Below are 24,991 nucleotides of genomic sequence, written 5' to 3' on the forward strand. Positions count from 1 at the left end.
CGTTTCAGGTTTCTGTAAGTCAAACATATATGAATCAAAAGCACATTCTACACCTGTACTGGAGAGCGGGTTTTGGTATTACACCAAAGCAAATAGAGCAACTTATTGGTAAAACCAAAACACAGGTAGTTGATACGCTCTTTAGGCAATCTTCAAAGACTACTCCTTTAGTAATCGACTTAATTGAACTCGAAAGCTTTTCTGTTGATAGGCTTAAAAAGAGTAAATCCACTAGAATAGATTTCAATAAAATAAGTCGAGAAAAAATACTTGAATTTAATGGTGCTTGGATGCAAAGACTCACTAATACTAATGAGTTGCTACGAGAAAAAATGACTTTGTTTTGGGCAAATCATTTTGTTGTAAAAGAAGATAATGCAGTATTTGTTCAGCAATATAACAATGTTTTAAGACAACATGCTTTGGGTAATTTTGGCGATTTTGTGAAGGCCATATCCAAAGAGCCTGCAATGATAAAGTACCTTAATACCAAACAGAACCGAAAACAAAGCCCTAACGAGAATTTTGCCAGAGAATTAATGGAACTTTTTACTTTAGGAACAGGCCATTACACTGAGCAAGATATTAAGCAGAGTGCAAAAGCATTTACAGGATATAATCATGACTTTGAAGGTGATTTCAATCTTAGACAAAGACAGCATGACACAGGGTTTAAATACTTTTTTGGTAAGGCAGGAAAGTATGATGGTGATGATATAATTGACATTATTTTAGAACAAAAACAATGCGCTAAGTTTATATGTGAAAAGGTGTACAAGTATTTTGTGAATGATAGAGTAAATTCAGTTCATATTGAACAGATGGTGAATCAATTTTATCCTAATTATAACATTGAAAAGTTAATGCGTTTTGTTTTTTCAAGTGATTGGTTTTATGCTGAAGAACATATTGGTTCAAAAATAAAATCACCAGTTGAATTAATTGTTGGGATAAATAATACTGTACCATTTAAGCTGAAAAATGAGCGCGATTCTTTAAAAATTCAACGTGTTTTGGGTCAAGTATTACTTTCTCCTCCTAATGTTGCTGGCTGGAAAGGTGGAAGAAGTTGGATAGACAGTAACACAATTATGATTAGGCTAAGATTAGCTTCGGTTTTATTGAATAATGCGTTTATATCTAGTAAAGAAGATGGTGATTTTGTTGATGCTTATAAACAGCGTTTATTAAAAAGAAATAAAAACAAGCTACCTTTTCAAACAGATGCTAAATGGTCGGTTTTTGAGTCTAATTTCAGCAAAACAAAGGTCAATAACCTTAAAGAGTATATTATTCAACAACCTTTAAACAATGGTACGCTGTCTTATCTTAATAATTTAAACAAATCTTCAAAACAAGATGTATGTATTCAACTTATGTCGTTGCCAGAATATCAAATGTGTTAAGTTATGGATAGAAGAAAATTTATAAAAAACTCAACCTTAGCAAGCAGTTTGTTTTTTGTTCCAAGCTTTGTAAAAGCCTTTGAAACAGTAGCAAGTTCTAAACTAGGCTTTAAACGATTGGTCATTATTCAACTGTCAGGAGGAAATGATGGATTAAATACTGTTGTTCCTTTTAGAGATGATTTGTACCATAACGCAAGACCAACAATAGCATTAGGAAAAGACGATGTTTTAAAGTTGAACGATGATATAGGATTACACTCTAGCTTGGGTCCTTTAAAACGATTGTATGATCAAGGTTACTTGTCTATAATAAACAATGTTGGGTACCCAAACCCTAATCGGTCACATTTTAGAGCTACTGACATTTGGCAAACCGCAAGTGGCTCTGAAGAGTATAAGCAGAGTGGTTGGATAGGTCGTTTTTTGGATAATTATGGCGAACATCCTTACAATGCTATTGAAATAGATGACAGTCTTTCATTGGCTTTAAAAGGTGAAGAGTATAATGGTATTGCAACTAAAAACCCTGAAGCATTATTTAAAACCGCAAACGACCCATATTTTAGAGGAGTACTTAACCACTATAATGATGAACACTTAAGTGAACACAATTTGGGCTATTTGTATAAAAGTATGATAGCTGCAGAGTCATCAGCAAAGTACATTTATGAAACTACAAAAACGATTAGTTCAACTCAAGAATATCCTAATAACCAATTTGGAGCGCAGCTAAAAACAATGGCTAAATTTATTAATTCAGGTATTGATACTAAAGTGTTTTATTCCTCTTTAGGAAGTTTTGATACTCATGCAAACCAAAAAGGCACACATAGTAGATTGTTAGAAATTTATGCAGAAAGTATTGAGGCTTTTGTAAAAGATTTGAAACAGCAAAACACCTTTAAAGACACGCTTATTTTAACGTTTTCTGAATTTGGGCGACGCGTAAAACAAAATGCAGGACATGGTACAGATCATGGTTCAGCAAACAATGTATTTATTGTTGGTGAAAACCTAAAGCGACAAGGACTTTACAATGATATGGCTAGCTTATCTAACTTGGATGCCAATGGAGATATAAAATTTGAAATCGATTTTAGGTCTATTTATGCTACAGTATTAAACAAATGGTTAATGGTAGATGACACTAAAATTTTGAACAAAAACTTTATGAATCTAAAGTTTATATAAAACAAAAACCTTACTTCAATGCCGAACTTTTATCGGGAGAAATAAGGTTGATTTGTAATTGATTAATAGCACTGCTAAAATCATAAAAATTAAATATATAGGTAAAAAAATACTATGAGATGCAGAAAAAAATGTATGAACGGTAAATTCAATAAAAAACTAGCTGTATTTCACTTTTCTTAAAATTCTCATCGTGTCTTTATAAAGTGAATACACGTTGCTTTTATGTGCTTTTAAAAATGGTTTAGCTTCGTCAAGTTTATCAATAGCTTCATGAAAAAGGTTGAGGTAACATATTAAGTATGTTGCTGGTAAGTTTAATAAATCTTCTTCTTCATTTTTATTTAAAAGAAGCCCTTTTTTTAGTTTTTCAAGAATTTTATTGTTGGTGTTGTATATATGATGAAGTACTTTTTTGTCGTATTGTGGAGGCTGAAACAGTAGCTGTGTATTAATGTTGTAGTTTGCGTTGTTTTCAAAACTAATTATGGTTTCCTCTAGAGGATAATACTTATAAGAATTTTGAAGTCCAAGGCTAACGTATTCAATTATTTTAAAAGAACTTTCAGTGTATTCAATAGAAACTTCATCGAGTGTTGAATAAAACAAACGTACTTCTTCGTTTATCAATTTAATATCTACTCTTGAAAAGAATATTTCATTTTTCACTACTTTTTTTTGTCCTGACCAACACACTACAAAATATTCTTTAAACACCTTATATTGAGGGTTAAAATCTTTTCGTTTGACCATAAAATCAAACACGCCATCAAGTGTGTGTTCTATATTGTTTTGCGCATGGGATTCAATTGCTTCAACAAGTTTTGAATTAACATCCTTTATTTCAATATCAAACACTTTAGGCATGCTCATGCTACCATCTCTAAAAAAGACTGAGCCACCATAATATTTCCAGATGTTTTTTCTTAATGAGGTAATTTTATCGTTGGGTCTAATGGTTACTAGACCCACAACTTTGTCGTCAGGTAAATGAGGAAATGGAATGTTTTCGTATTGTACAATAGGAGGATTTGTAAGATAAGCGTTGATGAGGTTTTGAATTTTACTATCGTCAAAAAAATCAACGCCAATAATAGCGTTATCTGAATCTTCAACACCAATAACTATATAAGAATTGTTTTTAGGGTTGCTATTAGATAAGGCGCAAATGTGTTTTAAAAATTTAGCTTTTCCTTCCTTTTGACTAATATCAACTTTTCGCTTTTTGTCATAAAAACTGTTCTCATCGTTATGAGCTAGTAGGTTTTTTATGAGTAGGCGTTTATTAATCATAATTTAAATTTCCTGTGAAAGCAGGAATCTATATTATAGTTCAATGTTCTTTTTTCACAATAGTCGAGCTCGCTTGAGCAGTAGGAAATACAAGTAAGTCAGCAATATTTACATGAGCAGGTCGTGTTACTGCAAAATAAATTATCTCAGCAATATCTTCAGCTTGTAGTGCCTTGTAACCTTTGTAAACAGAGTCTGCTTGCTCACCTCCTTTAAAGCGTACTTTAGAAAACTCTGTTTCAACCAAACCAGGATTTATAGCAGTTACTTTTATTCCAAATTCGTTTAAATCTATTCGCATACCTTCGGTAATTGCTAACACTGCATGTTTGCTGGCACAATACACATTGCCTTTTGGATATACTTCTTTTCCTGCTGATGACCCAATGTTTATTATATGACCTGATTTTCGCTCAGTCATCTGTGGAATAATCGCTTTGCTAACATAAAGTAAACCTTTTACGTTTATATCCATCATTGCGTCCCAATCGTCGAGACTTCCATCTTGTATTGGGTCAAGTCCATGGGCATTTCCTGCATTATTGATTAATATATCAATGGTTTTAAAACTTTCAGGTAACGAAGCAATAGCATCTAGTGTTTCGTTTTTGTGTCTTACATCAAAGTTAAGAGTCACAACATCGGTTTCTTTTTCTAAAGCCTTTTTTACAATCTCTAAACGTTCTTGCCTACGACCACAAAGTATCAAGTTAATACCATGTTTAGCAAATAGGTGTGCTGTTGCTCGTCCAATACCACTTGTGGCTCCAGTGATTAACGCTGTTTTTTTCATAGTCTTTTTTTTTATTTTCTGGCGGGATTAGATACTTAGAGTTTTCAGTTTTATAATATGTGTCGATGATGAAAAACATACAAAAACTAAAAATGCAAGTGATACAAATATGCCACGAAAATGAAACAATTTTACTTTCTGTTTTGTCAGGAAAAAATCTAATGATTGCTGCGGTTAATCCCATTAATAACATTACAGACCAAAAGAGGTATATACTTTTCTGATAGGGAAGTTTAACCATAAAAAAGCCTATAACTATTGAAATAGAAAAATAAACTAATAACCTAAGCATTAATTTAAAGGCTTTTTTCTTCATTATATTTTTTGTTTTAAGGTACTTTATGGCCTTGGCAAGCGGTTAAAACTAAAAACCAATCTTCAAGCTCTAAATCAATAGCAGTAGCCTTTGAGGCAGCAACAATGCGATTTTTATTAGTAGTGCCAACAACAGGTGTTATTTGAGCAGGATGCTTTAATATCCAAGCCAAAAGCAGTTGGTCTTTTGAGGCGTTATATTTATCGGTTAATGCTTCTAGTTGCTTGTGTATGCGTTGGGTTTGGTCAGTTTCATCTTTAAAAACCGTTCCTAGAGGAGACCAACACATTGGCTTTATACCGTTGGTTAACATATAATCTAATGTGCCATCGTGCATAGCTGTGTGTTGTGTAAGTGAAAACTCAATTTGGTTTACATCTATATCTATTCGTAATCCAAGAAGTTCCATTTGTGAAGGTGTAAAATTTGAAACTCCAAACGATTTTATCTTTCCTTCTTTTTTTAAGATTGTAATAGCTTCAGCAATTTCATTAGGATGCATTAAAGGACTTGGTCTGTGTAATAATAATACATCTAAATAGTCGGTTTTTAAATGCTTTAAAGAGTTTTCGGCAGACCAGATAATGTAATCTTTACTGTAGTTATAATGCTTCACTTTATTATTGCGGTTTTCAGTAATATACTGTATGCCACATTTACTTATCAGTTGTATGTGTTCTCTATCAATGCCACTTTCTGCAAAGGCATCACCAAATTGAGATTCATTGGTGTAACCTCCATAAATATCAGCATGATCAAAAGTTGTGATTTGTTGTTCTATGCAATGGTGCATAAAGGCCTCCATTTCTTTTTTAGAAAACTGTTTTCCCCAATTTCCCCAGGTCATCGTACCTGCAATAATTTTAGAATAGTTCAAGAGATTTTAATGTTTATTGTAATTATCAGATAAAAGTACTTAAAACACATTTATTATTAAACTTTTGTTGGTTTATATATTTATTATGAATTGATTATTAGTTGTTTATTTGTGATTTCATAAGGAAAAACATCTAAAGCGCTATTTAGTGCGTACATATTTATGTAACCAAAAAACAATTAATATGATTTTTATGAGACAAGCTAAATTAATTTTAATGTCAGTTTTAACACTAGGTTTTTTAGCATGTAGTGATGATGACACAACAAGTTCTCCACAAGGAACATCAAAGATTTCAGTAAAATTAATGGATGCACCTGGAGATTATGACAATGTATTTGTTGAAGTAGTTGACGTTATGGTTAAAGTAAATGACGACAGTGATGATGATAGTGGATGGGTAAGCGTTGAAGCTATAAATACAGGAGTTTATGATTTACTAGAACTCACAGGAGGAATTAATGTGCTTTTAGCTGATGATTATGAAGTGCCTTCAGGAACACTTAATCAAATACGCTTGGTTTTAGGTGATGACAATACAATTGTAATTGATGGGGAAACACAACCATTAAATACACCTTCAGCGCAACAATCGGGTTTAAAAATTCAAGTAAACGAAACACTGCTTCCGGATTATGAGTATACTTTTCTTCTAGATTTTGATGTAGATGAGTCTGTGGTAATTGCAGGAAACTCAGGAAATATTAATCTAAAGCCTGTTATTAGAGCTTCGGTTGAAGCTGAAACAGGTATTATTAGCGGAAGTGTTTTACCAATAGGAATACAAACAGAAGTTAGTGCAACCAATGGTGTTGATACTGTATCTGCCTTTGTAGATGAATCAGGTTATTTCCAATTAGTAGGATTAGCTTCAGGAAGCTATACTGTTACAATAACTCCTGATGTAAGTTCTGAATTGCCAATACAGACTATTGAAAATGTTGAAGTCAATGTAGGCTCAAATACTGATTTAGGCGTTGTAACCTTGGAGTAAATTATTAAAACATATAAATATTTGTTAAAGCGTAGTGCAATTGGCACTACGCTTTATTTTTTAACCAATTATTAACAACAGCACACAAAAAATTTTAACAATTTGCATCACTCAAATAAGCATACTATATTCGAGCTTTTTAAAAACCAAAAAATGATGGAAGATACAAGTACAATTGATATTAAGTCAATTAACGAGAAAATTGAAAAAGAAAGTGCTTTTGTTGATTTACTTACTTTAGAAATGAATAAGGTAATTGTTGGGCAAAAACACATGGTTGAACGATTACTTATCGGATTACTTGGACAAGGTCATATCCTTCTAGAAGGAGTTCCTGGGTTAGCAAAAACATTGGCTATTAACACGCTTTCTCAAGCGGTTGATGGTAGTTTTAGCAGAATTCAGTTTACACCAGATTTATTACCTGCCGATGTTACAGGTACATTAATCTACAACATGAAGCAAAACGACTTCTCTATAAAAAAAGGACCAATATTTGCCAATTTTGTACTTGCTGATGAGATTAACAGAGCACCTGCAAAAGTGCAGTCGGCATTACTAGAAGCGATGCAAGAAAAGCAAGTAACTATTGGTGACGACACCTTTAAATTAGATAAGCCGTTTTTGGTTATGGCAACACAAAACCCTGTTGAGCAAGAAGGAACTTATCCGTTACCTGAAGCGCAAGTTGACCGTTTTATGTTGAAAACAGTTATCGATTATCCTAAAATTGAAGAAGAACAATTAATTGTTCGTGCTAACTTAAAAGGTGCTTTCGAAAAAGTAAACCCTGTAGTATCACTTCAACAAATCCTTAATGCTCAAAAAGCAGTTAGAGAAGTGTATATGGATGAAAAAATAGAAAAGTACATCCTCGATATTATTTTTGCTACACGTTATCCTGAAAAATATAAACTAGCCGATTTAAAACCACTAATTTCTTTTGGTGCATCACCTCGTGGAAGTATCAATCTTGCAACTGCTGCAAAATGTTATGCTTTTATAAAGCGTCGTGGATATGTCATTCCTGAAGATGTTAGAGCTGTGGTTTATGATGTGTTACGTCACAGAATTGGAATTACTTACGAAGCCGAGGCCGAAAATGTAACTTCAGTAGACATCATTAATAAAATCGTAAACGAGATTGAAGTACCTTAATTAGTTGGCAGTATTCAGTCGTGAGTCTTCAGTGTAAAACTGAAAACTAATTACTGGATGCTATTTTAGGACTGCTTACTGCATACTGAACACTGCATACTAAAAAAAATGGATACTAAAGAATTACTAAAAAAAGTACGAAAAATAGAGATTAAGACACGTCGATTGTCTGATCATATTTTTGGTGGTGAGTATCACTCAACCTTCAAGGGTCGTGGTATGACTTTTTCTGAAGTAAGGCAGTACCAATATGGTGATGATGTTCGTAATATAGACTGGAATGTAACTGCACGTTATAACGAACCATATATCAAGGTTTTTGAAGAAGAGCGAGAACTTACCATGATGCTTATGGTAGATGTTTCAGGTTCTGAATTTTTTGGGACCGAAGCTCAGTTTAAAAATGAGGTTGTAACCGAAATAGCTGCAACACTGGCCTTTTCTGCAACTCAAAACAATGATAAAATCGGACTCATTCTCTTTTCAGATGATGTTGAGCTGTATATTCCACCTAAAAAAGGACGATCGCATGTACTACGTATTATACGAGAGCTTATAGAATTTCAACCTAAAAGTAAACAAACCAATGTTGCTGAGGCGTTAAAGTTTCTTTCTAACGTAATGAAAAAGAAAGCCATAGTTTTTGTGCTTAGTGATTTCATTACTGATGACTATAAGCAAACCTTAAAAATTGCATCAGGAAGACACGATGTTACTGGTATTAGGGTCTATGATAAACGCGAAGAAGACATACCAAATATTGGTATGGTACAAATGCAAGATGAAGAAAGTGGCGAGTTAATGCTTGTAAACACTCAGTCTAAAACCGTAAGACGTAACTACAGCAAATATTATAAAGAGCGTGTAGACTATTACAAGGACAGTTTTACAAAATCTGGTGCAGGAACTATTGATTGTCGAGTAGACGAAAGTTATGTGAAAAAATTGCTAGGGTATTTTAAACGTAGAGGATAAAACAATTTATGATTAACGATTTTAGAAATATGAATTTTAAAATAAAGAACAGAACAATGTTATTGTCTCTGTGCTTTGTGCTTTGTTCTGTATTCTCTTTTGCTCAGGTTACATCATCAATAGATTCTACTAAAATAAAAATAGGTGAGCAAATCACTTATAAAATTCAAGTTGAGGCAGACACCACTGCACTTGTGGTTTTTCCTGAAGGTCAAACATTCTCGCCTCTTGAAATGATTGAGTCTTATAAAGTAGATACTACAAAACTCGATGCTAAATATAGTCTCATCAAAAAATATGGTTTAACGCAGTTTGATTCTGGTCACTATACCATACCAAGACAAAAAATTGTTATTGGAGATAAAACTTTTTTTACCGATTCGTTAAAAGTTGAGGTTTCCAATGTAGTTGTTGATACGACTAAACAAGGTCTTTATGATATTAAACCGCTTATAGGTGTTGAAAAAAGTAAACCCAATTGGATAACAACTCTACTTATTGTAATAGCTATTTTAGCATTAGTTGCCTTTTTACTGTATTGGTTTATATGGCGAAAAAAGCCATTAACCGAAGAAGAGGAAATTGCATTACTTCCGCCTTATGACAGAGCAAAACTTGCTTTAAAAAAGCTAGATGAAACTAATTACCTTCAAAACGCTGAGTTAAAAGAATACTATTCAGAATTGACCTTTATTATCAGAAGGTATTTAGATGAAAAGGTCTACGATAAAGCCTTAGAAAGTACAACGGATGAGCTGATTTCAAGATTGAATCTTTTAAAAGATGCTAATCAAATTGACATTTCAAAAGAAGACATTAAAAACCTTGAGAATATTCTTAAGCGTGCCGATTTAGTAAAATTCGCAAAATCTGCTCCAGATGTTGCACTAGCCGAATTAGACCGAAATACTATTGATCTAGAAATAGACCATGTAAAAGAAGCCTTACCAGAACCTTCTGAAGAAGAAAAACTACTAGATCAACAATATAGAGAATCGCAAGAACGTAAGAAAAAAAGAAAGAAGATTATACTAACTGCTGCAATAGTTTTAGCACTTATGGCAGCAATTTTTACGGGGTTTTCAATTAAATATGGGTTTAACTATGTTGTGGATACCATTATTAGAAAAGAAACCAAACAACTTCTAGAAGGTAATTGGGTAACTAGTGATTATGGTGTGCCTCCAATAAGAATTTCAACACCAGAGGTTCTTAAACGCATAGAAGTTCCTGTTCCTGATGAGATGAAGGATAAAATGAAATTGACCACTTTTGGTTATGAATTACCTAAAGAACTAACTATAGTCATTTCAACCACAACTTTAGCTCAAAAGCAAGAAGGTATAGATTTAAACTTAGCTGTTGAAGGCAATCTAAAAACGTTAGAAGGTAAAGGCGCAAAAAATATTATCACTAAATCAGATAAGTTTACCACACCTAATGGAGCAGAAGGCTTAAAAACCTATGGAACTTTAGATTTTCCTAAATCGCCAACCGATTTTATACATGGTAAATACACGATTTTGAGTTTTACCAGTAATGGTGTAGTTATTCAACAAGTACTTATCACTTGGGTTGAAGATGATGAGTATGCAAATCAAATTGTTGATAGAATAATTAATTCAATTGAATTACAACAAAAAGAAACCGAATAGATGTTTGAAGGTATTGAGTTTTTAAATAAAGAGTTGTTTTGGTTGTTGTTATTACTACCATTGTTGTTGGTTTGGTATATCCTTAAACACAAAAAACAAACAGCCGAATTAAAAATATCGAGCCTTAAAGGGTTTAAGGTAACTAGTTCATGGTTGCCAAAGCTTAAGCATCTCTTATTTGCGTTTAGGTTAATAGCATTAGGATTATTAATTACTGCATTAGCAAGACCACGAACGGTTGATGTTTCAACAAAAACCAAAACCACTAGAGGTATTGATATTGTAATGGCTATTGACGTGTCGGCAAGTATGTTGGCAAAAGACCTATCACCTAACCGTTTGGAAGCCTTAAAAAAGGTAGCTGCTCAATTTATAAAAGGTAGGCCAAATGATAGAATAGGGCTTGTTGAGTATGCAGGAGAAAGCTATACAAAAACGCCTATAACAAGTGACAAAGCTATAGTGCTTCGTTCGTTAAACGAGATTAAATACAATACCATTATTGAAGGCGGAACAGCAATAGGAATGGGTTTAGCAACCTCAGTTAACCGTTTAAAAGATAGTAAAGCCAAGAGTAAAGTTATCATCCTATTAACCGATGGAGTAAACAATTCAGGGTTTATCGATCCAAAAATTGCTAGCGAATTAGCGGTTGAGTATGGTATAAAAACCTATACTATTGGTTTAGGAACCAATGGTATGGCATTGTCTCCTGTTCAAATTTTATCAAACGGAAACTTTCAATACGGAAGAGTTCAGGTTGAAATTGACGAAGAGCTGCTAAAAGAAATCGCTGAGGTTACAGGCGGAAAGTATTTTAGAGCAACTAACAATAAAAAGTTAGCCGAGATTTATGACGAAATCAATAAGTTAGAAAAAACCGAAATAGAAGAATTCAAGTTTTACAATTACGAAGAAAAATACCGTCCGTTAGTACTACTGGCAGGATTTTTACTATTGTTAGAATTCTTATTAAAAAATACAGTTTTTAGAAGTTTTATATAGATGTTTCAATTAGAAGAAAAAATATGGTTTTGGTTGCTACTGGTTATTCCGGTAATACTACTGTTCTTTTTGTTACTCCAATTATGGAAGTATAAAACCCAACGTAAATTTGCCAATAAAACACTTTTAAAACGATTAAGTCCTAATCAATCATTATTCAAGTCAATTCTAAAAGTATTAGTGCTTTGTTTGGCATTTACGTTTATTACAATTGCATTGGTAAACCCAAAAATTGGTACAAAACTAGAAACCGTAAAACGCTCAGGAGTAGATATTGTTTTTGCAGTTGATGTCTCTAAAAGTATGCTTGCTGAAGATGTTGCTCCTAATAGATTGGACAAGGCAAAACAGCTGGTAACTCAAATCATAAACAATTTAGCAAGTGATAGAGTAGGTATTATTGCTTACGCAGGAAAAGCGTTTCCGCAATTACCAATTACAACCGATTATGCTTCGGCAAAAATGTTTCTTCAGAATATGAATACTGATATGCTATCCTCTCAAGGAACAGCAATCAACGAAGCTATCGAATTGGCTAAAACCTATTATGATGATGAGGAACAAACCAATAGAGTGTTAATCATTATTTCTGATGGTGAAGACCATAGCGATATTGCTACTAATGTTGCCGAAGAAGCTAGTGAAGAAGGTATCAGGATTTTTACAATTGGTGTAGGAGACGAAAAAGGAGGTCCAATTCCAATAAAGAGAAATGGAGTGGTTTTAAACTATAAAAAAGATAACCAAGGCGAAACGGTTATCACGCGTTTAAATGAAGACACTTTAAAAGAAATTGCCAAAGAAGCAAATGGAGCTTACATCAATGGAAAAAATACAAACGAAGTTGTAGATAGCATTAGAGATATTCTTAACAAGATGGATAAAACCGAGTTTGAAGCAAAAGAATTTGCCGATTTTAAAGACCAATACCAATGGTTTTTAGCCTTCGGAATTTTTCTATTGGTTTTTGATGTTTTGTTGTTTGAACGTAAGACAGGTTGGTTAAAGAAGTTGAATTTATTTAACGAAAACTTATGATAGTAAATGTCAAAAAATTAGTAATATTCGTTGATTTTGAAGCTTATGCCATGAAACAGATTACTTTATTCATACTTATATTGACAGTTTTTTCTGTCTATTCTCAAGACAAAGAAAAAGAACAGTTATTGGCTTTAAAAAAAGCTAACGACCATGTATATGAAGCTAACGATTTAATAGAAAAAGACGATTATATTTCTGCTGAAATGGAATATAGAAAAGCTATTTCAGAGCAGCCTTCAAATGTAGTTGGAGCTTATAATCTAGGAACATCTTATGTTCAAAAAGGAAGTTACGAAGAAGCCTTGTATCGATTAGAACAAGCCACAAAATATTCAACAGATAAAGCAGCAAAACATAGTGCGTTTCACAATATTGGTAATATTTTAATGGAAAACGAACAATGTAAAGAAGCAGTTGAAGCTTATAAAAATGCATTACGAAATGACCCAACCGATGATGAAACACGTTACAATTTAGCATTGGCTAAAGAATGTGCAGAAAACCAACAAGGTCAAGATCAAGATAAAAAAGACGACGAAAACGGAGAGGAAGAGAAGAAGGAAGATCAAGAAAAAGAACAGGAGCAGGAACAAGAAGATCAAGATAAAAAAGACGAAGGCGACCAAGACAAGAAAGAAGGTGACGATAAGAAAGATGAAGAAGGCAAGCCTAAAGATGAAAAACAAGAACAAAAAGAAGGAGATAAGGAGAAGCAGCAGCAAAAGCCACAACCTGGTCAATTATCACCTCAGCAAATAAAGAATTTGCTTGAAGCTATGAATAACCAAGAACAGAAAGTTCAAGAAAAAATGAATGCCGAAAAGCAAAAAGGAATAAAAGTACAAACAGAAAAGGATTGGTAAAATGATCATGTTTTCTAAGTTCATAGCATTTTTTTTAATAACGTTATCATCTAGCGTTTTTCAAACTGATGCAGATAATAAGTTTTTAGAAAGCGTACATCTTGTTGCCGAAGTATCAAATACCAATCCTAAAAAAGGAGAAGCAATAACAGTTGTTTACAAACTTTATGTATCGCATGATGTTGGTATTTCTGGTTGGGAAGAGTTAAAAGAACCAACTTATGCAAAGTTTGATAGTGAGAACATTGAGTTTGAAACAGTAAAAGTTGAAAACGATAATTATAAAGGTAAGCCTTATCGTTATGTAATTTTTAGAAAAACAAACCTTATACCAACGGATGTTGGTAGTTTACAGATTGAGCCACTTCAACTTAAAGTTACTGCCGATTTACCAAGCAAAGAAAAAAATGATTTTGGCATGTCAGTATTGAAGTCTTATACCAAAACATTGCAAACGAATACAGTAACTATAAACGTTAAATCATAAAATCAAAGAGTTTTACACCATGAAAATCTTAAAAAACATAACATTGTTAATTGCTCTACTTATTACAAGTATTGGGATTTCTCAAGTTAAGTTTGAAGCTAAGGTGAGCAAAACTAAGTTAGGTATTAATGAACGCTTACGTATTGATTTTGAAATGAATAAAGATGGAGACAATTTTACACCTCCAGATTTTCAAGATTTTACAGTTATTGGTGGACCAAACACATCAGTAAGTAATACATGGTTAAACGGTAAACGTTCGTTTTCTAAAACCTACAGCTATTTTTTAGCACCAAAAAAGCGAGGTAAGTTTACTATTAAACAAGCAACTATTGAAATTGATGATCAGGTATATAAAACTCAAACGGTTTCAGTAGAGGTTACTGCTGCTGTGAGTAGACCTAATGATCCTGATAATGCCGAAAATGTTGCGAATGAGAATATTCATCTAGTTGCCGAAATTTCTAAAACCAACCCTTACCTTAATGAAGCAATAACTGTAGTTTATAAGCTATATGTGTCGTCTTCAACAGGAGTAAGTAATTGGCGTGAAATTGATAATCCAAGATATAATGATTTTTGGAGTCAAAACATCAATATCAAAGGATTAAAGGTTCAAAACGGAACGTACAATGGTGAAGACTATCGTTATGTAGTGCTTCGTAAAACAGTGCTTTATCCTCAAAAATCAGGAAAGCTTGAAATAGAACCTTTGTCGCTAGATGTTACTGTAGATGTGCCAACAAACCGAAGAGATATATTTGGAGGAAGATTAATGACCTCTGTGCATAGAACAGTATCTGCAGGTAGCAAAACTATAAACGTAAAACCACTTCCTGAAAGTACTAAACCAGCTGATTTTACAGGAGCTGTTGGTGATTTCGATTTTAATATTTCAGCATCTAAAAGTCAATTAAATGCTTCGGAATCTTTACAGTTAAAAGTTGAAGTATCAGGAAACGGAAATTTAAAACTATTTAACCTTCCTAAAATTACAGTACCTAGTTCATTAGAAATTTATGAGCCAGAGCATTCTGAAAATGTGAGAACCAATTTAGATGGTACACAAGGAAGCATTTCTGATAGTTACACAGTTGTGCCACAATTTAAAGGAAAGTATCCTATACCAAGTGTGTCGTTTTCGTATTTTGATTTAAAGACTGAAACTTACAAGAGAGTATCTTCAAAAGAGATTATAATTGATGTTTTAGAAGGTCCTACAAACAATTCAGCATCAGATAACAGCATTACTACTGCTGCAAGTAACAAACAGAAGGTTGTATTAAGCAACGACCAATTTGCTTTTGTAAAGACTGAAACAAATCTTACGCCAACAACTACTACTCATTTCTTCAAGTCTACAGGATTTTGGAGTGCATTGTTGTTACCGCTTTTAGCAATTCCTTTAGCAATAGTTTTTAGAAGAGAAAAAGAAAAGCGTAATGCAGATGTGTTCGGTAATAAAATTAGAAAAGCCGATAAGCTAGCTAAAAAATACTTAAGCGAAGCGAAACGTACTTTAGGTAAAAAAGAAGCCTTTTATATTGCTTTGGAAAAAGCGCTTCATAACTACTTAAAAGCAAAACTGCACATTGAAACAAGCGATTTAAGTAAAGATAAAATACAAGCATTACTTGCTGAAAAAAGTGTAGACGCTAGTGTTGTATCAGAATTTATTGAAATCCTTAAAAACTGCGAATTGGCAAGATACACACCAATTTCTAATGTGGAGATGCAACAGGATTATGATAAAGCTGCAAAAACTATTTCGTTAATTGATAAACAAATGCAATAAGATGAAAAAGATATTGGTAATTATAACAGTATTGGTGTCTTCTTTTGGTTTTTCTCAAAACGAAGCATTGTTTGATCAGGGAAACACGTTATACAATGAAGGTAAATATGCCGAAGCAATAGAGAAGTATGATGCTATTTTAAAAAGCGACAAACACTCAGCCGAATTGTATTTTAATTTGGCCAATGCGCATTATAAACTCAATAATGTAGCTCCTAGCATTTATTACTATGAAAAAGCATTACAGTTGTCGCCAAACGATAAGGATATTAAAAACAATATGGCTTTTGCAAAGAATATGACCATTGATGCTATCGATGTAATGCCAGAAGTTGGTTTTTCAAGACTAATGAAAAGCGCAACAAATACATTTAGCTATGATAATTGGGCTTATTTATCGGTAGTAGGAATTATATTGTTTGTAATACTTTGTATTGTATATTATTTTAGTCAATCTACCGGTAAAAAGCGAATAACTTTCGTTTCTAGCTTATTGTTTTTAGTATTATCATTAGTGGCTTTAGCCTTTGCATTTCATAAATTTGAAATCGATAAAAACAATAAACCAGCAATAGTGTTTGCTCAAGAAAGCCAAGTTAAGAGTGAACCTAATTTAAGAAGCGAAGAAGCCTTTAAACTTCATGAAGGCACTAAAGTTCAAATTTTGGATACAGTAAACGATTGGAAAAAAATTAAACTTTCAGACGGAAAACAAGGCTGGATTCAGAATAAGGATATCAAAGAACTATAGTTTTAAAATATATTTAACGAATATTTAAAGTTCAAGTTTTATATTTGCAACTTATGTAATTTTCCTTTATGGGTAAGAAAGTCACATCATTAGCTATACTAATAATCTTTTCAGCTTTTTTAGCTGCACCTACAATTATTTCTATTGTGGACAAAGATTTTAATGTAGCTGCTTTCTACAGTGTAAATGAAGAGGAAAATAGCCAAAGCGAAATAAGTAAAAATGTTGAGGTTAAGTTTTTAGACAATTCATTATACGATGATTTAATTGTATTTGATAATAGTATAAAACACAACTCGCATTACCAAATTAACTATTCTTCTCTAAGCCTAGAGAACCTCTCTCCACCTCCCGAACAGCACATATTATAATTAGTTTTTTTACCTATTAGCTTAGTAATAGGTCACATTTTTATTATCAAATTTTAAAAATAAATTTTAATATGTTTAAAACAATTAAAAGTGATTTGCCGGCAAGTATTGTCGTGTTTTTTGTTGCCTTACCATTGTGTTTAGGTATTGCTCTAGCCAGTGGAGCACCATTATTTTCAGGATTAATAGCTGGTATAGTTGGAGGTATTGTTGTAGGAGGTTTAAGTGGATCTAAAATTGGAGTAAGTGGTCCAGCAGCAGGTTTAGCAGCTATTGTATTAACTGCTATTGGAACTTTAGGCGGTTATCAAAACTTTCTTGTAGCTGTTGTAATTGCTGGTGGTATTCAAATTTTATTTGGAGTTTTAAAAGCTGGAGTTATTGGGTATTATTTCCCGTCTTCAGTAATTAAAGGAATGCTTACAGGTATTGGTATCATTATTATTTTAAAACAAATCCCACACTTTTTTGGGTATGATGCTGAGCCAGAAGGAGCTGATAGTTTTTTAGAAGCTTCAGGAGAAAACACATTTTCTGCATTGCTTAGTATTTCTGATAATATTATTTGGGGCTCTTTTATTATTGGAGCTGTAGGTTTAGCAATTCTTATCCTTTGGGACAAAGTTTTGTCTAAAAAAGGTAAAATATTCCAATTGATACAAGGACCTTTAGTAGCCGTAATTTTAGGTATTATATGGTATGTGTTTACTAAGGATAACGAAAGCTTATCTATTGCTGAGTCGCATTTAGTAAGCGTTCCAATACCTGAAAGCGCATCGGACTTTTTTGGTCAATTTAGTTTCCCTAATTTTTCTGCTATCACTAATCCTGATATTTGGGTTGTAGCATTTACAATTGCACTTGTAGCAAGTTTAGAAACTTTGCTTTGCGTTGAGGCAACTGATAAGTTAGACCCTCATAAAAATGTAACACCAACTAACAGAGAGTTATTGGCTCAAGGTGCTGGTAACATGATTTCTGGTTTTATTGGAGGATTACCAATTACTCAGGTAATTGTTCGTAGTTCTGCCAATATTCAATCTGGAGGTAGATCAAAATTATCGGCTATTATTCATGGATTCTTCCTTTTAATATCTGTAATTCTTATACCTCGTTTGCTTAATATGATTCCATTATCAGTATTAGCAGCAATATTACTAGTGGTAGGTTACAAACTTGCAAAACCAGCATTGTTTAAACAAATGTATAAACTAGGATGGAAGCAATCTGTACCATTTTTTGTTACTGTAATAGGTATTGTATTTACCGATTTGTTAGTTGGTATTAGTTTAGGTCTTGCAGTTGGTATAGTAGTTATTTTATTAAAGAGTTACCAAAATTCTCATTTCCTTCATATTGAAGACAAGAGCAATGGAAAACATAAAATAAAAATGACACTTGCCGAGGAAGTTATCTTTTTAAATAAAGGAGCAATCCTTAAGGAGTTGGACAGCATACCAAGAGATACATATCTTGAAATTGATTTAATTAAAACAAGATATTTAGATTATGATATTATTGAAATTCTTGAAGACTTTATCTTAAAGGCTGAAGAACGAAATATTGACATGAAACTAATCTCTAAACGTGGTGTGGTTGAAAACCCTTCGAGTTTTATTAGGTTCTTTAATGAAAGACCTAAATCGAAAATAAGTTTAAGCTAAAAACACCATGTCAAAACAATATAAAATATTAGTACTTACCGATCTTAAAGATTCACCAAGTACTTTACTCAACAACGCTGTCAACCTTGCAAAAAAGGTTGATGGCGAAATTGATCTCTTCTCTGTACAAAAATTTACTGATGTGGTTGAAAGAGAAAGTCAACTTTCAGCCATGAGAACTTTAAATGAGAAGTACAATGCATTTGAAAAAGACATAAAAAATACTGTCGAGCCAATTTCAAAAGCATGTGATATAAAAATCAACTATCAGTTTTCTTTTGGCAATGTTAAAGACGAAATCAAAAACTATATAAGTCAGCAACAACCTGATGTAATAGTTTTAGGTAAGAAAAAAAAAGCCTTTAGCGTGGTAGGAGATAGGATTGCTAATTATGTATTAAAACAGCATAAAGGAACCGTTTTAATTGTACCTTCAAAGAGTACTTTAGAGCCTAATCAAGAATTGTCATTAGGTTTGTTACAAGACTCGGGAGATACAGTAAACAATGCTTTTGTTAAAAACTTGTTTGAGAAAAACACCCAACCATTAAAATCATTTAAGTTGGTTGATGGCGAAATGCATTCCACCACTTCAAATACACTATTCAACTCTAAAGTAATTGAATACGTATTTGATAAGAGTGATAATGCAATCAGTAACTTGTCAAATTATTTAACAAAAAGCAATGTAAATCTTTTGTATTTCAACAAAGAAGAAACAAGGTCTGGTAACAGTTCAAAATCGTCTTCAATGTTTAATGCAGAACGATTAATAAATAACCTTAATGTATCACTTTTAATTGCTTAAGTGAATATACACAAGGATGTATATTTTGGTAAAAATAAGCCACAAAAAACGATAATATAAAACCAAAGCTAATGTTTAGAATTGCTTTTTTCTTTGAGAAATAAAGGTTAAATTAGAAAGCAAACTTTTAAAAACTGCTAAATATGAAGCTTTTTTCAAACATAAGAGGAGATGCATTTGGAGGTATTACTGCAGGTATTGTAGCATTACCATTAGCATTAGCATTTGGAGTATCGTCTGGTTTAGGTCCAAGTGCTGGATTGTATGGCGCAATCTTTATAAGTTTTTTCGCAGCGCTTTTTGGTGGAACTAATACCCAAATATCAGGACCAACAGCACCTATGACAGCAGTTAGTATGGTAATTATTGCTGGTATTATTGCTGCTAACGATGGAGATGTTGAAAAAGCTCTACCAGCTATTTTAACAGTGTTTTTATTAGCTGGTTTAATGCAAATTGGTCTTGGTGCTCTAGGTTTAGGAAAATACATAAGGTACATTCCATATCCTGTAGTTTCGGGTTTTATGACTGCAATAGGTGTTATTATTTTAATTACACAAATTTTACCTGCTGTTGGGTATTACCCTAAAGAAGACCAAGAGTATGTAAATAAGTTTAAGCCACAAGCTGAAGAAGTGATTCTTGAAAATATTCTTAAAGAAGAAGCTAAAGAAGAAATCTTGGTTCTTGAAGACTTTAAAGAAACCATTAGAAGAGCAGAATTAGTAACCGAAGCTGACATACTCAAAGAGTCTAAAACGCTAGCAGCTAAAGAAGCTTCAGGTGTTTTAGGAACATTTAAGGTTTTAGGAAGAGCTTTAAAAAACATTAGTTTACTTGAAGTTTTATTGGCATTAGGCACAATACTTATTATTTATGGTTTTAAACGAATTACAAAAGCGATACCAAGTACACTAGTTGCTTTATTGGTGATGTCTGGGATTGCTGTAGGATTTGGTTTAGACTATAGACCTATTGAGGAAATACCTAGCGGATTTCCAATGCCTAATATAGAAATCATCACTCAGTTTAAACTCAGTAGTATAACACCTTATATTTTTACAGCTTTAACTTTAGCGCTTTTAGGAGCTATCGATTCACTTTTAACAAGTGTAGTAGCTGATAATATGACCAAAACCAAACACAAACCTAATAAAGAACTTGTGGGACAAGGTATAGGTAATACAATTGGAGCTATTTTTGGAGGTATTCCAGGAGCAGGTGCAACCATAAGAACTGTAGTTAATATTCAATCTGGAGGAAAAACAAGATTGTCAGGTATGATTGCAGGTGTAATGTTATTAGTAATACTATTGGCATTAGGTCCAGTTGCATCAAAAATTCCTGCTGCTGTTTTAGCAGGTATTTTAATAACAGTTGGTATAGGTGTAATGGACTATAAAGGACTTAAAGCAATACCTGTATTGCCAAAAGACATAAAAATAGGACCATTAAAATTAAGTTCAGAAGTATTGATAATGTTAGTTGTGTTAACACTTTCAACCTTTTGGAATTTAGTTTACGCTGTTGGAATAGGCTTAGTAATAGCATCGTTGATGTTTATGAAAAAACTTGGGGATTTAACAGCACAACGTTCTGATGTTAAAAAACTTGGAGAAGAAAAAGCTTGGGCAGATGAGGTTGATTTTCCTGTAAAATTGAAAGAAGAAGTCTTTATTAAACACATAAAAGGCCCTTTGTTTTTTGGCTCAACTAGCGATTTTCAAAGTTTAGCAGCTCAAATACCACATACAGCTTCAACAGTAGTCATTCGTTTAGGGCGTATGCAATATATGGATCAATCTGGTTTATATGCTATGGAAGATGTATTACAAGAGCTAAGAAAAAATAATGTTCAAGTTCTTTTTGTAGACTTATTAAAACAACCAAAATATATGATGGAGCGTATTGATATCATACCAGATTTAATACCTCGAGAGCACATCTTTAAAAATTTTAAAGAGTGTACACAATGGATAAAAATTAACGTAAAAGACAAATATTAAAAAAACAGAAAATTATGAAAGCACATACAAAAGAATCTCAGGCAACTATGACTCCTGAAAAGTCTTTACAATTCTTAAAAGAAGGAAATATAAGATTTCAAAATAATTTAAAAGCAAATAGAAACTTACTAGAGCAAGTTAACGATACTAGTGATGGACAGTTCCCTTTTGCGACTATCTTAAGTTGTATTGATTCTAGAGTGTCAGCAGAGTTAGTATTTGACCAAGGTTTAGGAGATATTTTTAGTGTTCGTATTGCTGGAAATTTCGTAAATGAGGATATATTAGGAAGCATGGAGTTTGCATGTAAACTTGCAGGAACTAAGTTAATAGTAGTTTTGGGTCATACAAGTTGTGGAGCTGTAAAAGGAGCTTGTGACCATGCTGAAATGGGTAATTTAACAAAACTTATACAAAAGATAACACCTGCTGTTAATGCAACTGAAGAGCCTAAAGATGAAAGCTTAAGAACATCTAAAAACTTAGATTTTGTGGATTCAGTATCAAAAAAGAACGTGGAATTAACACTAGAAAGAATTCATGCAGAAAGCCCTATCCTTTCAGAAATGGAAAAGAATGGAGAAATTAAGATAGTAGGTGCAATGTATGATATCAATACAGGAGGAGTAACTTTTTATGAATAGTTATTTATTATATTAATCTTCAGAAACAAAAAGCCACTCCAATTGGAGTGGCTTTTTTAATTAACTAATTCTAAATATGAGAAAAATTAAAATGTAATCTCACCTTCGTTAGGTTGATATACATAGTTAAAAGTATAGTATCTATATTCGCTCTCCATACTTGGACTATCAGGAGCGTCTTTGTAATAGCTTAAAATTTCTACTTTTGCATATTTGCCATCGTGGGTTTTAATAACCAATACTCTTCCAGCAGTTGGGTTAATAACATGGTTTACTGGGTCGTAACTGTACCAATCACTAAGTACATAGCCTTCTTCAGAGTCTTGTGTTAATAGTTCTGTATTTACAGATGCAATATCATTAAATGTACCTTCTATTATATATCCAGCAGCTTCGCCACTTCTTGCCGGCTCATCAATAGTACCCATAGAAGAACCACCATTTAAGATTATTGATGTACCTCTAAAAGCAATATCCCACTCGGTTTCACTAGTTGTTGTTGTTCCTAAAGAAAAGCTGAATTTTGTAAATTCTCCAGAGATATCTTCTCCACTACCTTGTCCTCCTGTTTGCGGTGCGTATAAATTTGATACAGTTTCTGCCTCAACGTCTAATAATTGTTGACCTCCATTGTCGTCATCGCTACTACAAGATGAGAATCCTATTAAAACGATTGCTAATGCTAAAAATTTAAGTGTCTTCATGATGTTTAAGTGTTATTTAATGTTTATTAAATTTGAATATTAAGTTTTCCGTATATAATGCGACCTGAAATATTGCTTATGTTTTGTGTATCTGTAAAGCCAAAAACATTGTCAATACCAAAGCCTAATGTGTAATTCTTATAAAGTGTTTTGTTAAACGCGATGTCCCAAGTAGAATAACCATCTACAAACTCATCGTATTTATCTAAATAAGTGTTTCCGTTAGTGTCGTAAAGTCCGTATTTACTTCTGTAAGTTCCTCTAAGGTTTGCATCGAGTTTCCAGCGTTCAAACGTGTAGAAAATCTTAAAATTAGCCATGTGTCTCGAACGGTTGTACAACCCAAAGTAATCTTCTTTTTTAAGCTGAAATGAAGGTGAACTAGGAGTTAATCTTGCATAAACTTCACCATTTTCAAAGGCATCAACAGCTGCTTTGTCTTTAGCAAATAGTAATTGATAACCTCCCATTAATTTTAAATTATTGCTAGGTTTCCAATTCACATTAAACTCTAATCCTTGTGTAAATACCTTATGAACATTATAGTAGCTAAATACATTTTGCCCATTGGTTTTATTAGCGATTACTCGAGTATCAATTAAATCTTCAATATTGTTTCTAAATACATTAAGGTCTACTTTTACTGTATTCGAAAGTCTGTAATCTGCACCAACGTTAATACCAATTGAGTTTTCTGGGTTTAATTCGTTTTCAAATTCTGAAATAGGAACAACAATGTTAGCAAGCTCTCCATTAGCTTCCATTTGCGGAATTGCAGTAGTAACAGCATTGTAACCTAAAACTGTATAACCTACTGATGAGTTTGTAAAGTCGAAGTACAACTGTCTAAAATCAGGAGCTTTAAATCCATAACCTACTGATCCTTTTACAGCAATTTTATTAGATAACTTATACCTTAATGCAGCTTTAGGGCTAAACTGTGATTTATATTCGCTATGGTTGTCAAAACGAGCACCTAGGATAACGTTTAGTTTTTCGGTTGGATTGGTGTCATACTGTAAGTAGGCATAAGGAGAATTAAACTCAGGGTTGGTCGAAAAATCAGTACGTTTTAAGGTTTCATGATTCCAACCAATACCACCAATAAAATCACTTTTTTCTGAAGCTTTATAACTCGCTCTAATTTCTGGTCTTAGTAATAGTTGGTTAAAATCACTTTCACTAAATCTAGAATTGTCTGTATTGTTTAAGTATTCATCTGCCATGTAGCGTGTCGCGTAAAACTCAAAATAGCTGCTCCATTTTTCGTTATAGGTATGGCTTAATTTAGCATGAGCATTCCACTCATTAATATCACTTTCGCCTTTTAAATCTTCAGATGCTACATAATCTTGATTTTGTGTATAGTATCTTCCTGATAAAAACAGGCTAGTATTTTCGTTAAAATTATAAGTAAGCTTAGTGTTGAACGTGTGGTTTTTAAAAGGTTCAACAGTGTTTAAGGCATCATTTGCATTAAGGTCGTAACCATCACTACTAAAACTATTTACAAAAGCACTTACAGAAAACTTTTCTTTTCTGTAACCTAAATTAAAGCTGTTGTCTAGTGTATTGAAGCTTCCAACTCTAGAGTTTAGCTCTCCATTAAACCCATACTTAGGGTTTTCAGTAATTATATTTATAACACCACCAAGAGCTTCACTTCCATATAAGCTAGACGAAGCACCTTTAACAATTTCTATTTGTTTAATGTTCCCAACGGTAATTCGGCTAATGTCTAGTGTTCCTGCTGAACGACCAATAAGAGGTACTCCATCAATTAAAACTAATGTGTATTGAGAGTCTAAACCTTGTAGTTGTATGCCTTCACCACCACCAAAATCAGGCACTGTAATTAATCCTGTTTGCTCGTTTAATATGTCACTTAATCGTAATGAGTTTACACTTTTTATTTCTTTTTTTGAGACTAACTGAGCTGGTAATGGCAAAGAAGATAATTGTCTTACTGTACGTGTTGCAGTAACAATTACTTCGTCAAGTTGCTTGGTTTCAGTAGAATCAGTTTCAACTTCTTGAGCAAACGCTATCAAGCTAAAAAAAAGTGAAAAATAAATACAGATTTTATTTTTATTTAGACTCATTCTTGATTAAATTTGCTGCAAATATAAAATGTTATTTTAAATCAGTCTAAATAAGAACAAAATTTTTTCAATAAAATTTAAAACAGTAA

Annotated in this window: 22 protein-coding genes; 17 read left to right on the forward strand and 5 right to left on the reverse strand. The window is 32.8% G+C overall.

The window, feature by feature from the left end; translation table 11 throughout:
- Nucleotides 1-29 precede the first annotated feature (29 nt).
- Nucleotides 30-1,406 carry a DUF1800 family protein gene (locus A8975_RS11015; RefSeq protein WP_131508642.1) on the forward strand — a complete coding sequence of 459 codons (1,377 nt, stop codon included), beginning with the start codon at nucleotides 30-32 and terminating at the stop codon, nucleotides 1,404-1,406.
- A 3-nt stretch (nucleotides 1,407-1,409) separates the two neighbouring features.
- A complete protein-coding gene (locus A8975_RS11020; RefSeq protein ID WP_131508644.1) occupies nucleotides 1,410-2,600 on the forward strand; it encodes a DUF1501 domain-containing protein in 1,191 nt (396 codons plus the stop codon).
- Nucleotides 2,601-2,759: 159 nt separating this feature from the next.
- Here the strand turns inward: A8975_RS11020 and A8975_RS11025 are convergent, their stop codons facing one another.
- The 3 genes from A8975_RS11025 to A8975_RS11035 all read right to left on the reverse strand — a co-directional run bounded on the left by A8975_RS11025 (nucleotide 2,760) and on the right by A8975_RS11035 (nucleotide 5,879).
- Nucleotides 2,760-3,893 carry an ATP-binding protein gene (locus A8975_RS11025; protein ID WP_134200524.1) on the reverse strand — a complete coding sequence of 378 codons (1,134 nt, stop codon included), beginning with the start codon at nucleotides 3,891-3,893 and terminating at the stop codon, nucleotides 2,760-2,762.
- A 40-nt stretch (nucleotides 3,894-3,933) separates the two neighbouring features.
- Nucleotides 3,934-4,686: an SDR family NAD(P)-dependent oxidoreductase gene (locus A8975_RS11030; RefSeq protein ID WP_134200526.1), complete on the reverse strand. Its 753-nt coding sequence runs from the start codon at nucleotides 4,684-4,686 to the stop codon at nucleotides 3,934-3,936.
- A gap of 329 nt (nucleotides 4,687-5,015) precedes the next feature.
- Nucleotides 5,016-5,879, reverse strand: coding sequence for an aldo/keto reductase family oxidoreductase (locus tag A8975_RS11035; RefSeq protein WP_134200528.1), 864 nt, complete (start codon nucleotides 5,877-5,879; stop codon nucleotides 5,016-5,018).
- Between the two features lie 217 nt (nucleotides 5,880-6,096).
- Between A8975_RS11035 and A8975_RS11040 the strand changes: the two genes are divergently transcribed.
- The 15 genes from A8975_RS11040 (at nucleotide 6,097) to A8975_RS11110 (ending at nucleotide 22,096) form a co-directional block, all read left to right on the forward strand.
- Nucleotides 6,097-6,873, forward strand: coding sequence for a DUF4382 domain-containing protein (locus tag A8975_RS11040; protein WP_129760992.1), 777 nt, complete (start codon nucleotides 6,097-6,099; stop codon nucleotides 6,871-6,873).
- A gap of 153 nt (nucleotides 6,874-7,026) precedes the next feature.
- Nucleotides 7,027-8,031 (forward strand): AAA family ATPase, encoded by a 1,005-nt coding sequence (locus A8975_RS11045; RefSeq protein ID WP_129760824.1) that lies wholly within the window; start codon nucleotides 7,027-7,029, stop codon nucleotides 8,029-8,031.
- A 108-nt stretch (nucleotides 8,032-8,139) separates the two neighbouring features.
- Nucleotides 8,140-9,006, forward strand: a complete 867-nt coding sequence (locus A8975_RS11050) for a DUF58 domain-containing protein (protein WP_129760825.1) — start codon at nucleotides 8,140-8,142, stop codon at nucleotides 9,004-9,006.
- Nucleotides 9,007-9,035: 29 nt separating this feature from the next.
- Nucleotides 9,036-10,661: a BatD family protein gene (locus A8975_RS11055; RefSeq protein ID WP_243832982.1), complete on the forward strand. Its 1,626-nt coding sequence runs from the start codon at nucleotides 9,036-9,038 to the stop codon at nucleotides 10,659-10,661.
- Nucleotides 10,662-11,666 carry a vWA domain-containing protein gene (locus A8975_RS11060; protein ID WP_129760827.1) on the forward strand — a complete coding sequence of 335 codons (1,005 nt, stop codon included), beginning with the start codon at nucleotides 10,662-10,664 and terminating at the stop codon, nucleotides 11,664-11,666.
- Nucleotides 11,667-12,704 (forward strand): VWA domain-containing protein, encoded by a 1,038-nt coding sequence (locus A8975_RS11065; RefSeq protein WP_134200532.1) that lies wholly within the window; start codon nucleotides 11,667-11,669, stop codon nucleotides 12,702-12,704.
- Nucleotides 12,705-12,754: 50 nt separating this feature from the next.
- Nucleotides 12,755-13,570: a tetratricopeptide repeat protein gene (locus A8975_RS11070; RefSeq protein WP_134200534.1), complete on the forward strand. Its 816-nt coding sequence runs from the start codon at nucleotides 12,755-12,757 to the stop codon at nucleotides 13,568-13,570.
- 7 nt (nucleotides 13,571-13,577) lie between these two features.
- Nucleotides 13,578-14,057, forward strand: a complete 480-nt coding sequence (locus A8975_RS11075) for a BatD family protein (RefSeq protein WP_166667472.1) — start codon at nucleotides 13,578-13,580, stop codon at nucleotides 14,055-14,057.
- Nucleotides 14,058-14,076: 19 nt separating this feature from the next.
- Nucleotides 14,077-15,852, forward strand: coding sequence for a BatD family protein (locus A8975_RS11080; protein ID WP_134200538.1), 1,776 nt, complete (start codon nucleotides 14,077-14,079; stop codon nucleotides 15,850-15,852).
- 1 nt (nucleotide 15,853) lies between these two features.
- Nucleotides 15,854-16,603, forward strand: a complete 750-nt coding sequence (locus tag A8975_RS11085; RefSeq protein WP_131508662.1) for a tetratricopeptide repeat protein — start codon at nucleotides 15,854-15,856, stop codon at nucleotides 16,601-16,603.
- Nucleotides 16,604-16,671: 68 nt separating this feature from the next.
- Complete coding sequence (locus A8975_RS11090) at nucleotides 16,672-16,974, forward strand: hypothetical protein (RefSeq protein WP_131508664.1); 303 nt, start codon at nucleotides 16,672-16,674, stop codon at nucleotides 16,972-16,974.
- 71 nt (nucleotides 16,975-17,045) lie between these two features.
- Nucleotides 17,046-18,638: a SulP family inorganic anion transporter gene (locus tag A8975_RS11095; protein WP_131508666.1), complete on the forward strand. Its 1,593-nt coding sequence runs from the start codon at nucleotides 17,046-17,048 to the stop codon at nucleotides 18,636-18,638.
- Between the two features lie 7 nt (nucleotides 18,639-18,645).
- Nucleotides 18,646-19,446 (forward strand): universal stress protein, encoded by an 801-nt coding sequence (locus A8975_RS11100; RefSeq protein WP_134200540.1) that lies wholly within the window; start codon nucleotides 18,646-18,648, stop codon nucleotides 19,444-19,446.
- A 143-nt stretch (nucleotides 19,447-19,589) separates the two neighbouring features.
- The gene (locus A8975_RS11105; RefSeq protein WP_134200542.1) at nucleotides 19,590-21,452 is read left to right on the forward strand and encodes a SulP family inorganic anion transporter; all 1,863 of its coding nucleotides are present in this window, start codon (nucleotides 19,590-19,592) and stop codon (nucleotides 21,450-21,452) included.
- Between the two features lie 14 nt (nucleotides 21,453-21,466).
- A complete protein-coding gene (locus tag A8975_RS11110; protein ID WP_129760835.1) occupies nucleotides 21,467-22,096 on the forward strand; it encodes a carbonic anhydrase family protein in 630 nt (209 codons plus the stop codon).
- A gap of 86 nt (nucleotides 22,097-22,182) precedes the next feature.
- On the opposite strand, the gene A8975_RS11115 is transcribed toward A8975_RS11110, so the two are convergent.
- Nucleotides 22,183-22,800, reverse strand: coding sequence for an HmuY family protein (locus A8975_RS11115; protein ID WP_131508671.1), 618 nt, complete (start codon nucleotides 22,798-22,800; stop codon nucleotides 22,183-22,185).
- A gap of 26 nt (nucleotides 22,801-22,826) precedes the next feature.
- Nucleotides 22,827-24,902 (reverse strand): TonB-dependent receptor plug domain-containing protein, encoded by a 2,076-nt coding sequence (locus A8975_RS11120; protein ID WP_134200544.1) that lies wholly within the window; start codon nucleotides 24,900-24,902, stop codon nucleotides 22,827-22,829.
- Nucleotides 24,903-24,991: the final 89 nt, after the last annotated feature.

Source organism: Meridianimaribacter flavus (genome assembly GCF_004366715.1).
Lineage (GTDB): Bacteria > Bacteroidota > Bacteroidia > Flavobacteriales > Flavobacteriaceae > Gaetbulibacter_B > Gaetbulibacter_B jejuensis.

What these genes read in the sequence shown, in the direction of transcription:
- A8975_RS11015 (WP_131508642.1), top strand. Translation starts at nt 30, where the DNA reads ATGAATCAAAAGCACATTCTACACCTGTACTGGAGAGCGGGTTTTGGT.
- A8975_RS11020 (WP_131508644.1), top strand. Translation starts at nt 1,410, where the DNA reads ATGGATAGAAGAAAATTTATAAAAAACTCAACCTTAGCAAGCAGTTTG.
- A8975_RS11025 (WP_134200524.1), bottom strand. Translation starts at nt 3,893, where the DNA reads ATGATTAATAAACGCCTACTCATAAAAAACCTACTAGCTCATAACGAT.
- A8975_RS11030 (WP_134200526.1), bottom strand. Translation starts at nt 4,686, where the DNA reads ATGAAAAAAACAGCGTTAATCACTGGAGCCACAAGTGGTATTGGACGA.
- A8975_RS11040 (WP_129760992.1), top strand. Translation starts at nt 6,097, where the DNA reads ATGTCAGTTTTAACACTAGGTTTTTTAGCATGTAGTGATGATGACACA.
- A8975_RS11045 (WP_129760824.1), top strand. Translation starts at nt 7,027, where the DNA reads ATGATGGAAGATACAAGTACAATTGATATTAAGTCAATTAACGAGAAA.
- A8975_RS11050 (WP_129760825.1), top strand. Translation starts at nt 8,140, where the DNA reads ATGGATACTAAAGAATTACTAAAAAAAGTACGAAAAATAGAGATTAAG.
- A8975_RS11055 (WP_243832982.1), top strand. Translation starts at nt 9,036, where the DNA reads ATGAATTTTAAAATAAAGAACAGAACAATGTTATTGTCTCTGTGCTTT.
- A8975_RS11060 (WP_129760827.1), top strand. Translation starts at nt 10,662, where the DNA reads ATGTTTGAAGGTATTGAGTTTTTAAATAAAGAGTTGTTTTGGTTGTTG.
- A8975_RS11065 (WP_134200532.1), top strand. Translation starts at nt 11,667, where the DNA reads ATGTTTCAATTAGAAGAAAAAATATGGTTTTGGTTGCTACTGGTTATT.
- A8975_RS11070 (WP_134200534.1), top strand. Translation starts at nt 12,755, where the DNA reads ATGAAACAGATTACTTTATTCATACTTATATTGACAGTTTTTTCTGTC.
- A8975_RS11075 (WP_166667472.1), top strand. Translation starts at nt 13,578, where the DNA reads ATGTTTTCTAAGTTCATAGCATTTTTTTTAATAACGTTATCATCTAGC.
- A8975_RS11080 (WP_134200538.1), top strand. Translation starts at nt 14,077, where the DNA reads ATGAAAATCTTAAAAAACATAACATTGTTAATTGCTCTACTTATTACA.
- A8975_RS11085 (WP_131508662.1), top strand. Translation starts at nt 15,854, where the DNA reads ATGAAAAAGATATTGGTAATTATAACAGTATTGGTGTCTTCTTTTGGT.
- A8975_RS11090 (WP_131508664.1), top strand. Translation starts at nt 16,672, where the DNA reads ATGGGTAAGAAAGTCACATCATTAGCTATACTAATAATCTTTTCAGCT.
- A8975_RS11095 (WP_131508666.1), top strand. Translation starts at nt 17,046, where the DNA reads ATGTTTAAAACAATTAAAAGTGATTTGCCGGCAAGTATTGTCGTGTTT.
- A8975_RS11100 (WP_134200540.1), top strand. Translation starts at nt 18,646, where the DNA reads ATGTCAAAACAATATAAAATATTAGTACTTACCGATCTTAAAGATTCA.
- A8975_RS11105 (WP_134200542.1), top strand. Translation starts at nt 19,590, where the DNA reads ATGAAGCTTTTTTCAAACATAAGAGGAGATGCATTTGGAGGTATTACT.
- A8975_RS11110 (WP_129760835.1), top strand. Translation starts at nt 21,467, where the DNA reads ATGAAAGCACATACAAAAGAATCTCAGGCAACTATGACTCCTGAAAAG.
- A8975_RS11115 (WP_131508671.1), bottom strand. Translation starts at nt 22,800, where the DNA reads ATGAAGACACTTAAATTTTTAGCATTAGCAATCGTTTTAATAGGATTC.
- A8975_RS11120 (WP_134200544.1), bottom strand. Translation starts at nt 24,902, where the DNA reads ATGAGTCTAAATAAAAATAAAATCTGTATTTATTTTTCACTTTTTTTT.